Source organism: Actinosynnema sp. NPDC059335 (assembly GCF_042752395.1).
In the GTDB taxonomy this organism is placed as follows: Bacteria; Actinomycetota; Actinomycetes; order Mycobacteriales; family Pseudonocardiaceae; genus Actinosynnema.
In genome coordinates this window covers 18862-32626 of the sequence record NZ_JBHYXZ010000052.1, presented here as the reverse complement: position 1 = coordinate 32626, position 13765 = coordinate 18862, and the positions used below count along the sequence as shown (strand labels likewise).

Here is a 13765-nt window from a genome sequence, read left to right as displayed (position 1 = left end):
CTCAGCGCAGCAGGTGGTCGCGCAGGAACCCGGCCACCTCCGCCCGCGCCTCCCCGGCCGCGGCCACCACGCCCGACATCGCGAAGAAGCCGTGCGCCACCCCGTCGTACCGCGAGGCGACCACGGGCACGCCCGCCTCGCGCAGCCGCTCGGCGTACCGCTCCCCCTCGTCCCGCAACGGGTCGTGCTCGGCCGTGATCACCAGCGCCGGCGGCAGGCCGCCCAGGTCCTCGGCCAGCAGCGGGGACGCCCAGGGGTGGCGGCCGTCCTCCGGGTCCGCCAGGTAGTGGCCCCAGTACCAGGCGACCGAGTGCCGGTTGAACGCGGCGGGGTCGTCGTTCTCGCGCATGGAGTCGGTGTCGCCCCGGTGGTCGGTGTTCGGGTACACCAGCACCTGCGCCGCCAACGCGGGCCGGTCGCGGTCCAGGGTGACGGCGGCGGCCAGGTTCCCGCCGGCGCTGTCCCCGGCCACGGCGAGCCGCGCCGGGTCGACGCCCAGCTCGTCCGCGTGCCCGGCGATCCACGCGACGGCCGCGCGGCAGTCGTGCACCGCGGCCGGGAACTTGTGCTCCGGGGCCAGCCGGTAGCCGACGGTGATCACCTGGCAGGGCACCGCGTTGGCCAACGCGCGGCAGATCTCGTCGGAGGTCTCGATGCTGCCCAGCGCCCAACCGCCGCCGAAGAAGTAGACGACGGTCGGCAGGGGCTCGGCCCCGTCCACCGGGCGGTAGACCCGGATGGGCACCTCGCCGCCCGGTCCGGGCAGGTGGCGGTCGGTGACGTGGCGCACCGCCTCCCCCGTGCCCGCCGCCGCCCGGATCGCGGCCAGGTCGGCGGCCCGCGCCTCCTCGATCGACATCGTGTAGAGCGGCCGGACCCCGGCCCGCCGGTCACCGGGTCGCCGTTCGTGCTCGGCTGGGCCGGCCGCCGGGCGCGGCCCGGAGTCGAGTGACATGCCGTGCTCCCCTTCGTCGCGCGGGCACCGCGTCAGTGCTTGAGCACCCGCTGGATCGCCGCCGCCAGTTGCCCTCGGTCGGGCTGCACGGCGTGGTCGAGCGCGAGCGCGAACGGCACGACCGCGCCGTCCGGCCGCGTCACCCGCACCGGCGGTGCCCGCAGGTCGAGCCGTTCGGCCGCGGTGGCCAGCACCTCGGCGGCGATGCCGCACATCCGGTTGGAGTCGTCCACCACCACCAGCCGACCGGTCCGGGCCACCGAGGCGGCCAGCCCGTCCCAGTCGAACGGGTAGACCGTGCGCGGGTCGAACACCTCGACCGAGACCTCGTCGGCCAGCTCCTCGGCGACCGCGAGCGCGTCGTGCACGAGGTGCCCGATCGCGACCACGGTGACGTCCTGGCCCTCCCGGTGCACCCGTCCCACGCCGAGCGGCACCGGGGCCAGCGCCTCGAACTCGACGTCCACCCGGACCCCGAGCGCCGCCGCCGGCGCGAACACCACCACCGGGTCGTCGTCCCGGATGGCGGTGGTCAGCAGGCCGTAGGCGTCCTCGGGCGTGGCGGGCACGACCGTCTTGACCCCGGCGTGGGCGAACAGGGCGTACGGGTGGTCGGAGTGCTGCCCGGCCCAGCCGGTCTTCGACCCCGAGCCCGGCACCAGGTAGGTCACCGGCACGCGCGCCTGCCCGCCGGTCATCAGCGAGAACTTGTGCGCCTGGTTGACGATCTGCTCGAACGCCAGGTACAGCAGCGCCGGGATCTGGAACTCGATCACCGGCCGCCGGCCGCTCAGCGCGGCGCCGGTGGCGAACCCGGTGAACGCCTGCTCCGACAGCGGCGTGTCGAGCACCCGGTCCGGCCCGAACCGCTTGAGCAGCCCCGCGGTCGCGTTGGACACCGCGACCCGGACGTCCTCGCCCAGCACGAACACCGCCGGGTCGCGCTCCAGCTCGTCGGCCAACGCCCGGTTGAGCGCCTTGAGGTACGACAGCCGCGGCATCAGCCACCACCGCCCGGACGCGCCCACGTGCCCGTGGCGTACAGGTGGTCCAGCGCGCCGACCGGGTCCGGGTGCGGGCTGCCGAGCGCGAACGCCACGGCGTCGTCCAGTGTGGACTCCACCTCCGCGTCGACCGCGTCCCGTTCCGCCGCGGGCACCCGCGCGCCCTGGATCGCCACCGGGTCCCTCTCGCGCCCACTGCGGACTTCCTCGTCGTCGCGGTACCGGGGCCGCGCCTTGTGCTCCCACGTGTGGTGGGCGTCGAACCGGTAGGTCAGGCACTCGACCAGCGACGGCCCGCCGCCCGCGCGGGCGTTGTCCACCGCCGTGCGGGCCGCGTCGAGCACCGCGCGCGGGTCCATCCCGTCCACGGTCACCGACGGGATGCCGAACGCCTCGCCCCGGCCGGTGATCGTGCCCGCGACCGCGTCCGCGACGGTCAGGGTCGTCGCGTACCCGTTGTTCTCGCACACGAACAGCACCGGCAGCCGCCACAGGGCGGCGAGGTTCATCGCCTCCAGCAGCACGCCCTGGTTGACCGCGCCGTCGCCGAAGAAGCTCACCGCCACCCGGTCCGCGCCCGCCTGCCGGGCCGCCCAGGCCGCGCCCGCGGTGATCGCGCCGTTCGCGCCGACGATCGCGTTCGCGCCCAGGATGCCGAGCCCGAAGTCCGCGGCGTGCATCGACCCGCCGCGGCCCCGGTTGAGCCCCGTGGCGCGGCCCGCCAGCTCGGCCAGCACCCGGGCCGGGTCCGCGCCCTTGGCGAGCACGTGCCCGTGCCCGCGGTGGGTGCTGGTGATCACGTCGTCCTCGCGCAGCGCCGCGCACACCCCGGCCGCGATCGCCTCCTGCCCGGTGTACGGGTGGATGCCGCCGACGATGTCGCCGGAGCGGACCAGCTCGACCGCCCGCTCCTCGAACCGGCGGATCAGCCGCACCGCCCGGTACAGGCCGACCTCGGTGTCCGACGCCTTCACGCCGCCTCCCGCGCCGGTCAGGAGCGCCACACCGGCGGGCAGAACTCCGGGTCGGCGTAGTCGGGCAGGCCGTCCGGGGTGCGGCGCACGAGCGAGTCGTGGTTGTAGAACGCGAGGCTGCCGTCCGAGAGCGGGAACTCGCGGTAGGCGTTGTCGCCGTCCTGCAGGTGCAGGGAGATGGCCTGACGTGGCCGGGTGGAGCGGTTCGGCCCGCTGCCGTGGTAGGTGCGGCAGTGGTGGAAGCTCATGTGCCCCTTGGGGATGATCATGGGCACCTTGGTGACGGTGGTGCCGTTGTGCGCGGCGTTGGCCGCGAGCAGCTTCTCCAGGTGGTCGGCGTCCCGCTCGGCGAAGTGCTTGGTGGCGCTGTCGTCCGAGCCGACCTCCTCCCAGCGGTGGCTGCCGTCCACCATCGTGATGGTGCCCAGCTCCTCGTCGCAGTCGTGGAACGGGATGAACGCGGTGAGCATCCGGTCCGACGAGGACGACGACCAGTAGTGCTTGTCGAAGTGCCACGGCACGACGTTCGAGGGCTCCTCGGCGATCGGCGGCTTGTAGATCAGGGTCGACTGGAACACCCGGATCTCGTCGGCCTGCGCCAGGCGCGCGGCCACCGCGCCGATCAGCGGCTTGAGCAGCGCCTTGGCGATCGGGTCGCTCTCGTAGTGCACGTAGTCGTTGTGGCGCTGCACGTCGCCCTGCTCGGGCGTCCAGTAGGCCAGCCGCGGCGGCCGGGTCGGCAGCCGCCGGCTGCGCTCGCCCGCGTAGTACCGGGAGACCGCCTCGGTCAGCTCGTCGACCTCGTCGTCGGTGAACAGCTTCTTCGACAGGTACCAGCCGTGCTCGGCGTAGAACCGGACCTCGTCGTCCGACGGGAGCAGGGCGCGTTCCTGCTCGGTCAGCGTGAACTCGTCCACTGTGGTCACGTCCCCTTCAGCCGGCCGTCGAGCCGGACAGCTCGCCCTGCTTCGCCTCGTACAGCGCCTTGATGTTGCCGCTGCCGAACGTCAACGCGCCCCGGCGCTCGATGATCTCCAGGAAGAGGGTCCGGCGCACGTGCATCGACTCGGTGAAGATCTGCAGCAGCTGCCCCCAGTGGTCGCGGTCGACCAGGACGCCGAGTCGGCGCAGCTCGTCCAGCGGCGCGTCCAGGTGCCCGACCCGCTCCTCCAGGGTGTCGTAGTAGGTGCCCGGCGTGCCGAGGAACCGCACGCCCTTGTCGCCCAGCGCGCCGACCGCGGCCACGATGTCGTCGGTGCCGAACGCGACGTGCTGGACGCCCGCGCCGGCGTGCCAGGTCAGGAAGTTGTCGATCTGCCCCGGCTGGCGCTCCGGGTCCGGTTCGATCAGCGTGAACGTGACGTGGCCGGACGGGCTCTGCACCACCCTGGAGTCCATGCCCTGCCCGCCGACCTCCACGTACTCCTCGAAGATCTGCTCGAACCCGAACACGTCCACGTAGTACCGGGCGGTCGGGGCGAGGCCGCCGACCGGGACGCAGATCGCCAGGTGGTCGATCGTGCGCAGCAGCTTGCCGTCGGTGTGCGGTTCCGGGTCGGTCACCTCGATCGCGCCGGGCAGGAACTCGCGCGGCGAGCCGTGCCGCTCGACCAGCCGGTGCGTGACGTCGGAGAAGCCGGAGACCTCGGCGACGACGACGCGCCGGTCGCCGTCCGGGGCGCCGCCGACGTGCTCGCGGGGTTCGGACACCGGTTCCGCGCCGCGCTCGGTGAGCAGGCGGTACGCGGCCGCGGCGTCGTCCACCCCGATGCCGACGACGGCCACGCCGTCGCCGTGCTTGCGCACGTACTCGGTCGCCGGGTGGTCGGCGACCAGGCCGGTGGTGAGCACGACCTGGATCTCGCCCTGCCGCAGCAGCAGCGAGCGCTGGCCGACCAGGCCGGTCTCGGGACCGCCCTGCCCGCAGACCTCGAAGCCGAAGGCGTTGCACAGGTAGAACGCGGTCTGCTTCGCGTCGCCGACGTACAGCTCGATGTGGTCAATCCCGGATATGTTCATCAGGCATCCCGATCACTTCCCGGAGCACGTCAGCGGCTCCCGAGACGGTGGTCATGCGGCCGTACTGACCGCTGTCGAGTTCCATGCGCACGCCGTAGCGCTGCTCGACCTGGTGCACCAGCCAGGCCAGCTCCATCGATTCGATCAGCTCGGGGACGTCCTGCGCCGACCGGCCGTCGAGGCTCGCGAGCATCGCCAGGACGTCGTCCCGGCCCGGGGTCCCGGCCCCGCTCACCGCGCCACCGCCCGGCGGAGCACCGCGAGGTCGCGGACGAGCTTCCCCGTGGTGGTGCGCGGCAGCGCGTCGAGCACGTGCAGCCGGCGCGGTCTCTTGTAGGCGGCGAGCCGTTCGGCCAGGCCGGCCTGGACGGACGCCGCCGTGGCGGGCGCGTCGAGCTGCGCGAAGGCGGTGATCACGTCGTCGTGCAGCACGACGGCCGCGACCACGCCCGGCAGCTCGGCCAGCGTCGCCTCGACCTCGGTCAGGTCCACCTTCAGGCCGCCGACCGACACCTGGGAGTCGAGCCGCCCCTTGACGGTGACCAGCCCGGTGCCGGGGTCCACCACGCCCGCGTCCCGCGTGTGCAGCCAGCCGTCGGCCCACCGGCTCGGGTCGGACAGGCCGACGTACGGCGACTCCGGCCGGCTCACCAGCAGCTCGCCGTCGCGCTCCACGACCGCGAGGCCGGGCGCGGGGGCGAGCGCGGGGCGGTGCTCGCCGAACAGGTCGGTGGCGATCACCCCGACCTCGGTCATGCCCCACATGTTGCCCAGCGGCACGCCGTACTTGTCGGTGAAGGCGGTGGCGGTCGCGGCGGGCACGGCCTCGCCGCCGGTGGTCATCCGCTTGAGCTGCGGCAGCCGGGGAGGGTCCACGACGGACGCCAGCAGGCCGATGTGGAACGGCACGCCCAGCACGGTGGCCGGGGACGGCTCGGCCCCGACCGCGTCGAGCACGCTGTCGCCGGTGAGGCGTTCGGGCGGCCTGATCTGCACGCCCGCGTGCAGGCCGTACAGCAGCGCGCCGACGAGCCCCAGCACGTGCACCATGGAGGCCAGCACCACGACCCGCTCGCCGGGCAGCGGCACGCCGTCGATGCGGGTGTACCGCTCGACTTCGGCGATCAGGTCGGCGGCGGTGCGACCGATCACCTTGGACGGTCCGGTCGAGCCGGAGCTGAACTGGATCACGGCGTGCGGTGTCCCGGCGGGACGGCCGGCGCGGGCCGTGACGGTCTCCTCCACGTCGGCGAACGCGCTCAACGGGCTGCTCGTGATCCGGCCGGCTTCGACGAGCACCTGCGGTTCGAGCCGGCGCAGCGCGTTGTCCACCTCGAACGCGGTGAGGCGGTGGTCGAGGAGGCTCACCTGCGCGCCGATGCGCCACCCGGCGAGCAGGTACGCCACGTACGTCACGGACGGCGGCAGGCGCAGCGCGAGCGACCCGCCCGCGCGCAACCCCGCCTCGACCAGGCGGTCCCGGCCGCGGTCGACCAACCGGCGCAGCGCCGCCCGGTCGACGGGGCCGCCCGCGTGCAGGCAGACGTCGTCGTCCGGACCGCGGAGCAGGATCTCGTCAACCCATTCCGGACTGGTCGCCAGTTCGAATTCGGTCGACGCCAGGCCCTTTGTCATCAGGTCTCCCGCCTGATCGCGCACTTCTCGGAACTGTGGCGCGAGAGTTTTCGCGGATCGAGTGAGCAGAATCGTACGTCAACGGTCGTCCGGCGCACCATCGGCCAATCGGCCGCGACCGACGGGAACCGGCGAGCGGTCGCGCCGGTCATTGATCAATGCGGTCAGCCGGTCCAGCCCGAGGTCGATCAGGTCGCCGGGAACGACGCTCACGGAAAGGCGCAGCGATCGGACGTCCGCGACCCCGTCGTAGAAATGCCCCATCGGGGTCCACAACACCCCGTAGTCGCGGGCGGAGCTTTCCAGGAGCCGGTCGTCCACCGGGAACGGGACGGTGACGACGACGAAGAACCCGCCGGCGGGCACGGTCCAGGTGACCTCCGGGTCGTGCGGGAAGCGCGCGGCCAGGCCGTCCACGACGCGGCGCAGGTTGCGGGCGTAGAGGTCCCGCTCGCGGGTGTTGGCGTCGGTGAGGCGGCCGCCGTGCGCGAGCAGCTTGCCGCCGACGACGGCCTGCGCGATCGGCGAGGTGTTCACCGTGACCATGCTCTTGACCTTGGAGAGCTGGTCGGCGAACAGGCCGACGGAGCCGTCCCCGGCGGCCACCCGCTGGTCGGCCACGACGTAGCCGACGCGGGCGCCCGGCAGCCCGGACTTGGCGAAAGAGCCCAGGTAGACGACCCGGCGGTGCTCGTCCAGCGCCTTGAGCGTGGGTATCCGGTCCGAGTCGCCGTGGAACAGCCCGTACGGGTTGTCCTCCAGCAGCAGGAGGTCCTCCGCCGCCGCGAGGTCCAGCAGCCGCCGCCGGGTGGCGAGGTCCATGCTCAGCCCCGACGGGTTGGCGAAGTCCGGCATCACGTAGCAGGCGCGCGGCCGGCGCCCGGCGGCGCGCTCCCGCCGGACCACGGCGGCCAGGTCGTCCAGGTCGACGCCCCGGTCGCCGGTGCGCACCGGCCGCACCGGCAGGTCCACCAGCCGGGCCGCGCCGGTCAGCCCGACGTAGGTCGGCGCGACCGCGAGCACCACGTCGCGTTCGTCGGCGCGCAACGCGCGCAGCACGAGGAACATCGCCTCCTGGCACCCGGCGGTGACCACCACCGATTCCGGGTCCACCTCGATCCCCTCGTCCAGCCGCAGGTTTTCCGCGACCAGTTCGTGGATGATGCCCTTCGTCCTGCCGTACTGCAATACGGTGCGCCGCACCTGTTCCGGGGTGCGCCCGAGTTCGGTTTCCAGATATCGGCAGAACCCGCGCAGATATCGGTGGACGTCGGCCAGGTCGAAGAACTCCTCGGTGGGCCGACCGGCGGCCAGCGCTATCGCGTCCGGGTAATGCGACGCGACCTCGTTCAGGAAATTCATCGAGTTGAGCGCCGGGTCTTCCAGCGCGCCGAACAACGCGTCGGCGGCCAGGTCGGCGAACTGTTCGGCGGTCATCGGGCGGGCCGTCGCGCGGCGCTCGACGTCGGGTTCACCGCGCGTCCCCCTTCGCGGCCCGGCGGCGGTCGCGGGTGGCCGTGACCGCGCGCAGGAGGTCTTCCAGCTCGTCGTCGGACAGGGCCGCCAGGGCGTCGTCGTCCCCCGACCCCAGCTCGGCCGAGACGACGTCGGCGAGCGCGGCGATCGTGGGCGAGGTGAAGACGCGGTCCAGGGGCAGGGTGACGCCGTAGGTGTCGGCGATCCGGGCGGCGAACCGGACCGCGGTCAGCGAGCCGCCGCCCCGGGCGAACAGGTTGTCGTGCACGCCGACCGGTTCCGGCGCGCGGACGAGTTCGGCCCAGATCCGGGCCATGGTCTCCTCGACGCCCTCGGGCGTCGGCGCGGGGCCGTGGCGTTCCTCCGTCGGCCACGCTCCGCCCGGGTCCGACAAGTGGCTCTCGTCCACCGGCACAGCGTCCACCGGCACGGGCAGCGGGTCGGGAGCGGTCACCGGCAGGGCCGACAGGCGGGTGCCCGGCGCGCGTCCGACGTGTTCCACCACCGCCACGACCGCCCGCAGGAACCCTTCGGCGAACGCCGCGTCGGCGAAGTGCGCCAACGTCACGGCCCCGTCGTCGCCCACCGCCAGGTCGAGGTCGCCGGCCGGCGCGGGCAGCAGGTCGAGCCGGCCCCGCACCGCCACGCCGGGCAGGTCCAGCGCCGGCGCCGCGGCCGGCGGGAAGGCGAACCTCGCCGCGTGGCCCCGGACGTCGATCCCGAACCGGTCGGCGAGCAGGTCGAACGGGACTTCGTCGTGGGCCAGCGCGTGCGTCGCCGCGTCCCGCACCCGGACCACCAGGTCGGCGAACGACGGGTCGCCGGCCAGCGACACCCGGACCGGCACGGCGTCGGCGAGCGGGCCGACGACCGGTTCCAGTTCCGCGCGCACGCGACCGCTCACCCCGACACCGATCAGGACGTCGTCCTGCCGGGCGTACCGTGACAACACCGCCGCGTACGCGGCGAGCACCACCCCGGGCAGGTCGCCGAGCGACCCGGTCGCGGCCGGGTCGACCACCGCCGTGACGCGGCCGGGACGGGCCGACCGCGCCGCGATCGGCAGCGCCAACCGCCCGACCGCGCCGGCCAGCGCGTCGCGCCAGTGGTCGAGCTGCCGCGCCAGCTCCTCGCCCCGCAGCCATTCCCGTTGCCACACCACGAAGTCGCCGTGGTCCATCCACTGCTCGGGCAGCGCCTCCGCGCCGGCCCGGTACGCGGTGGACAGTTCGCCGAGCAGGATCGCCAGCGCGGCGCCGTCGGCCGCGATCCCGTGGACCACCAGCGCGAACAACCACCGGTCCGGCCCCACCTCGACCAGCGCGACCCGGGCCAGCGGACCGCGGGCCAGGTCGAACGGGCGCTCGGCCAGCGCCGCGGCGAACGCCTCGGCCTCCGGCTCGCCGGGCAGCGCGACGTGCTCGACCGGCACGGTGCCCGCCTCCGCCACGACCTGCTCCGGCACGCCCTCGACGGTGACGACGACCGTCCGCAACACCGCGTGGCGGGCGACCACCGCGTCCACCGCACGGCGCAGCGCGGCCGGGTCGACGGGGCCGTCCAGCCACGCCGCGTGGCAGCGCACGGACGAGGGACCGCCCGCCACGAGCCGGTCGCGCTCCCAGACGCGCCGCTGCGCGAACGACAACGGATACCGCACGTGCTACCTCCCGGTGGGCGCGTCCGCCAGGACCCGTTGGCGCATCAGGAACTTCCGCACCTTCCCGGTCGGGCCGACGGTGAGCTGCCCGTCGGGCACCACCTCGACCCGCCGCACGGTGCGCGCGACCGCCTCGCCGAGCGCGGCCCGGACGGCGTCGCCCCGGTCGATCGCGGGGTCCGCGCCGTCGTGCAGCACCAGCAGCACGTCGGTCACCGGCGGGCCGTCCGCGTTCCGGGTCGCGAGGACCGTGCAGTCGCGCACGTCGGGGCACCGGGCCAGGATGCGCTCCTCGGACAACGCGGTGTAGAGCCAGTTCCCGTCGCCGAGGTCGACCGCGTCGTTGGCCCGGTCGAGGTGGTAGTAGTACCCCTCCTCGTCCCGGTACATGAGGTCGCCGGTCAGGTAGTAGCCGTTGAGGCGGTTGCGGTAGGTCGCGGTCGAGTCGTTCCAGTAGCCGGGGGCGAGCGTCGGCGACTTCAGCCCGCACTGCCCGACCTGGCCCACCGGCACCTCCTCGCCGGTCTCCACGTCCAACAGCGCCACCTCGGCGAACGGGTACGGCTTGCCGACGCAGCGGTCGTAGCGGTCGCTGCCGAGCCGGTGGCTGATGGCGAACGCGCTGTGCCCCATCTCGGTGGACCCGAGCGTGTCGATGAACTTCGAGCCCGGCACGTCGACCACGCCGTCCGGTGTCCACACCGGGTGGGTGCCGACGGCGACGAGCTTGCGGATGTGCGCCTCGTGCGCGCAGTCGCCGGTGCTGGACCAGTTGCGCACCGAGGACAGGTCCCGCCGCGTCAGGTCGTACCGCGCCAGCTCGGCCCAGGTGACCGCGAAGCCGAACACCCCGGTCGGCCGCCACCGCTCGATGGCGTTCAGCACGACCTCGCCGCTGCGCTCGAAGGGACCGCCCTGGGCGGACAGGCACAGCAGCTCGTAGCCGTTGCACAGGGCCTGGTTGACCACGATGATCCCGGCGGCGTGCGCGGCGGGCAGCACCGACATCTCGCGCACCTGCCCGTACGGCCGGGCTTCGGTGAGCCGCACCGCGCGGACGGCGGCGAACAGGCTGTGGTGCGAGTGGACGACCGGCGTGGGCATCCGCGTGGTGCCCGACGAGTGCGTGATCGCCACCGGGTCGTCGGCGTGGTGGCGGTAGGCCGGCGGAGCCTGGGCCGGGTCGCCCGTGCCGGTCTCCGTCGCGTCGCCGAGCACCGGCACGCCGAGTTCGTGGTCCCGCAGCGCCGCGTGGTCGGCGTCCAGCACCACGCCGACGCCGCGCAGCCGGCGGACGAACTCCGCGGCGATCTCGATCGGCATGCTGCCGTTCATCAGCGCCGGGATCGCGCCGAGGTGGTTGAGCGCGAAGAAGTTGAGGAAGACGTCGGCGGCCGAGGTGACGAACACCGCGACCGGGTCGCGGCGGCCGATCCCCTTGCGGGCGAACCAGTCCGCGCGGGCCGCCACCCGTTCGGTCAGGTCGCGCAGGGACAGCGGGGTCCACGCGGGGATGCCGTCCACGTCGACGTCGAAGGTGATCCGGGGCGCGTCCAGGTCCGCGCCGTGCTCCAGCATCATGGGCAGCACGTTGCCCGCGCCGACCCGCATGTCCCGCGCCAACGCGGTGCGCAGGTTCGCCCGGCTCATGGGTCCTCCAGGTGGGAAGAAGTGGACGGACCGCCGGCGGCGTCGCGCGGAGGTCGTCGGTGCGGCGGAGTTCGAGGTGCGACCGGGCCGGGTCCGCACCGGCAGCGGCGCGGTGGACGGTGGTGCGCGCACCCCGACGGCTGTCGCCGACCGCCGGTCTGGTGGACCGGGGGCGGCGGTGGCGGACTCGTGGCCCGAGCGTAGGTTCGCGATTCCCCTGTGGCAATAACGCCTTCGGCGGTGTCCGAAGTCGCCGGAGGGGTCAGCGCGGCGCGAGGCGGGCGGCGACGCCCGCGCCGATCCGGGCGACCGGCTCCGGGAGCAGCATGTGCTCGTGCAGGCAGTCCACCGTGACGACGTCCACCGGTCCGGTCACGTGGTCCTCCCAGGACGCCAGCTTGGCTTCGGTGGTCCGCTCGCTGTCGGTGGCGGCGAGGAACAGCACCGGCCCGCGCACCCGGCCCGGCTCGTGCCGCTGCGCGATCGCGATGTTGTTCCGGATCACCCTCGGCAGGGCGCGGAGCTGCCGGTCGGGCCACTCGTGCAGCCCCAGGCCGGGTCGGCCCCGGACCACCTCGACCATCCGCGTCACGGGGTCCGGGTCGTCCGGTTCGACCACCGGCTGGTAGCCGAACTCGCGCAGGACGAAGTCGCACAGCAGCCAGAGGTTGTCGTCGGCCACGCTGACGCCGTGCGCCAGGTCGGGCATCGCGTCGCCGATCACCAGCAACCCGACCTCGTGCCCGCGCCGCTCCAGCTCCTCGGCGACGGCGTGCGCCGTGTTCCCGCCGAGGGACCACCCGAACAGGTGGTACGGGCCGTGCGGCTGGGTGAGCCGGATCTGGTCGGCGAAGTCCCGCGCCAACTCGGCCATGTCGACCGGCAGCGGTTCGGGTCTGCGCAGTCCCCGCGACTGGAGGCCGTACACGGGGTGGCCGGCGGGGAGGTGCGGCAGCAGCGCCAGGTAGCACCAGCTCGCGCCGACCAGCGGCGGCGTGCAGAACAGGGCGGGCAGGTCGCCGCCCGCGCGCAGCGGCAGCACGAGGTCCAGCACACCGCCCGCGGCGCGGATGTCGGCGCGCCGCTGCCGGGCCCAGGCGAACTCCGCGGCCGTGGGCAGCGCCCGCAGCGCGTTGCCGGTCATGCGCCCACCGCCGGTTCCGTCCACATCGGGAGCTTCGTCCACACCGCGATCCCCCTCCGCCCGCCGGTCACGAGCCGGCCGCCAGTTCCACCAAGTGGGCGGCGGCCGCGGCCGCTCCCCCGGCGGCGGCGAACTCCGCGCCGATCCGCCTCGCGTTGTCCCGGTAGGCCGGTTCGTCCAGGACCGCCCGCAGCGCGGTGTCCAGCTCGGACACGGTGACGTCCAGGATGGGCACCTCGATGCCCGCGCCGGACCGGGCGACCTGCCGCGCCAGCGCGACCTGCTCGGCCCGGACGGGCGCGACCACCATCGGCACCCCGAAGGTGAGTGCTTCGTTGACCGCGCCGCCGGCGTGGCACACCACCGCGTCGAGCTTCGGCATCAGGTCCAGCATGGGCACCAGCTCGGCGGCGATCGCGTTGCCGGGGAACGAGTCCGCGGCCACGCCGGAGGTGACGAACACGGCCTGCACCTCGTCCGCCATCGGCGCGAGGACCTTGGCGGCGCGCTCGTAGAAGTCGCCGATCATGTGCCCGACCAGCGTCCCGACCGTGACCAGCACGTGCCGCCGGTCGGGATCCCAGCGGTGCCAGGGGAAGTCGGGCGCGTTCGGCCGCGGTCCGAGCGCCGCGCCGGTCAGCACGCACCGGTCCGGCAGCGCGGCGTCGCCCACCAGGCCCCGGGTCATGAGCGCGATCACGAGGTGCGGCGAGAACCTGGGGTCGATCGGCGCGTCCTCCGGGAGCCCGGCCATCGCCACGGCCTGCGCCATCTTCTCGGCCAGGTACGCGTCGAAGCCCACCAGCTCGTCGGGCGGCGTCAGCTCCAGCGTCCCGGTCGCCAGCGTCGCCCACGGCAGGCCGCGCCGGTGCGCCACCAGGCCGCCGGCCAGCGCGTACTGCTCGGTGACCACGACGTCGGGCCGGTGGGCGGCCACCGCCTCGTCGACCGGGCCGAGGGTGAAGCGCGTGAACGGGATCAGGTACCCGTCCCACATCGCCCGCACCCCGGCCATGCCGGTCTCGTCGTAGCGGCGGTAGGCGCGCGCCCCCGTGGGGTGCACCGTCGCATCGGGACCGACCATCGGGCGCAGCACGTTCTCCGGTCCGCACCAGACGACTTCGTGACCCGCGCGGGCGAGCTGCTGCCCGATCGCGAGCATGGGGTAGAGGTGGCCTTGCAGCGGCAGCACTACGAGCAGGAACCGCGACACCGCAACATGGTGGCACACATTGACGTTCACCGGAA

Annotated in this window: 12 protein-coding genes; all 12 read right to left on the bottom strand. The window is 74.0% G+C overall.

Annotated features, from left to right (window positions below):
• Position 1: 1 nt before the first annotated feature.
• Positions 2–955, bottom strand: coding sequence for an alpha/beta hydrolase (locus ACFXGA_RS18255; RefSeq protein WP_378089283.1), 954 nt, complete (start codon positions 953–955; stop codon positions 2–4).
• A gap of 32 nt (positions 956–987) precedes the next feature.
• Positions 988–1956, bottom strand: a complete 969-nt coding sequence (locus tag ACFXGA_RS18250) for an alpha-ketoacid dehydrogenase subunit beta (protein WP_378089280.1) — start codon at positions 1954–1956, stop codon at positions 988–990.
• A complete protein-coding gene (locus ACFXGA_RS18245) occupies positions 1956–2933 on the bottom strand; it encodes a thiamine pyrophosphate-dependent dehydrogenase E1 component subunit alpha (protein WP_378089278.1) in 978 nt (325 codons plus the stop codon). Before ACFXGA_RS18245 ends, ACFXGA_RS18250 begins: the two co-directional genes overlap by 1 nt.
• 17 nt (positions 2934–2950) lie before the next feature.
• Entirely contained in the window at positions 2951–3859 is a 909-nt protein-coding gene (locus tag ACFXGA_RS18240) for a phytanoyl-CoA dioxygenase family protein (RefSeq protein ID WP_378089276.1), read from the bottom strand.
• A gap of 7 nt (positions 3860–3866) precedes the next feature.
• Positions 3867–4952 carry a 4-hydroxyphenylpyruvate dioxygenase gene (gene hppD / locus ACFXGA_RS18235; RefSeq protein ID WP_378089274.1) on the bottom strand — a complete coding sequence of 362 codons (1086 nt, stop codon included), beginning with the start codon at positions 4950–4952 and terminating at the stop codon, positions 3867–3869.
• The gene (locus tag ACFXGA_RS18230; RefSeq protein ID WP_378089272.1) at positions 4933–5187 is read right to left on the bottom strand and encodes a hypothetical protein; all 255 of its coding nucleotides are present in this window, start codon (positions 5185–5187) and stop codon (positions 4933–4935) included. The genes hppD and ACFXGA_RS18230 overlap by 20 nt, the downstream gene beginning before the upstream one ends.
• Positions 5184–6587 (bottom strand): class I adenylate-forming enzyme family protein, encoded by a 1404-nt coding sequence (locus ACFXGA_RS18225; protein WP_378089270.1) that lies wholly within the window; start codon positions 6585–6587, stop codon positions 5184–5186. The genes ACFXGA_RS18230 and ACFXGA_RS18225 overlap by 4 nt, the downstream gene beginning before the upstream one ends.
• 78 nt (positions 6588–6665) lie before the next feature.
• On the bottom strand, positions 6666–8024 hold the full coding sequence (locus ACFXGA_RS18220; protein ID WP_378089268.1) for an aminotransferase class I/II-fold pyridoxal phosphate-dependent enzyme: 1359 nt from the start codon (positions 8022–8024) through the stop codon (positions 6666–6668).
• 34 nt (positions 8025–8058) lie between these two features.
• Complete coding sequence (locus tag ACFXGA_RS18215; protein WP_378089266.1) at positions 8059–9723, bottom strand: condensation domain-containing protein; 1665 nt, start codon at positions 9721–9723, stop codon at positions 8059–8061.
• 3 nt (positions 9724–9726) lie between these two features.
• The gene (locus ACFXGA_RS18210) at positions 9727–11373 is read right to left on the bottom strand and encodes a class I adenylate-forming enzyme family protein (RefSeq protein WP_378089264.1); all 1647 of its coding nucleotides are present in this window, start codon (positions 11371–11373) and stop codon (positions 9727–9729) included.
• Positions 11374–11635: 262 nt separating this feature from the next.
• On the bottom strand, positions 11636–12517 hold the full coding sequence (locus ACFXGA_RS18205) for an alpha/beta fold hydrolase (RefSeq protein WP_378089262.1): 882 nt from the start codon (positions 12515–12517) through the stop codon (positions 11636–11638).
• A gap of 67 nt (positions 12518–12584) precedes the next feature.
• The gene (locus ACFXGA_RS18200; protein ID WP_378089260.1) at positions 12585–13730 is read right to left on the bottom strand and encodes a glycosyltransferase; all 1146 of its coding nucleotides are present in this window, start codon (positions 13728–13730) and stop codon (positions 12585–12587) included.
• Positions 13731–13765 lie beyond the last annotated feature (35 nt).

Coding starts and splice junctions, on each gene's coding strand:
- ACFXGA_RS18210 (WP_378089264.1), bottom strand. CDS start 11,373: ATGAGCCGGGCGAACCTGCGCACCGCGTTGGCGCGGGACATGCGGGTC.
- ACFXGA_RS18220 (WP_378089268.1), bottom strand. CDS start 8,024: ATGACCGCCGAACAGTTCGCCGACCTGGCCGCCGACGCGTTGTTCGGC.
- ACFXGA_RS18205 (WP_378089262.1), bottom strand. CDS start 12,517: ATGACCGGCAACGCGCTGCGGGCGCTGCCCACGGCCGCGGAGTTCGCC.
- ACFXGA_RS18250 (WP_378089280.1), bottom strand. CDS start 1,956: ATGCCGCGGCTGTCGTACCTCAAGGCGCTCAACCGGGCGTTGGCCGAC.
- ACFXGA_RS18225 (WP_378089270.1), bottom strand. CDS start 6,587: ATGACAAAGGGCCTGGCGTCGACCGAATTCGAACTGGCGACCAGTCCG.
- ACFXGA_RS18255 (WP_378089283.1), bottom strand. CDS start 955: ATGTCACTCGACTCCGGGCCGCGCCCGGCGGCCGGCCCAGCCGAGCAC.
- hppD (WP_378089274.1), bottom strand. CDS start 4,952: ATGAACATATCCGGGATTGACCACATCGAGCTGTACGTCGGCGACGCG.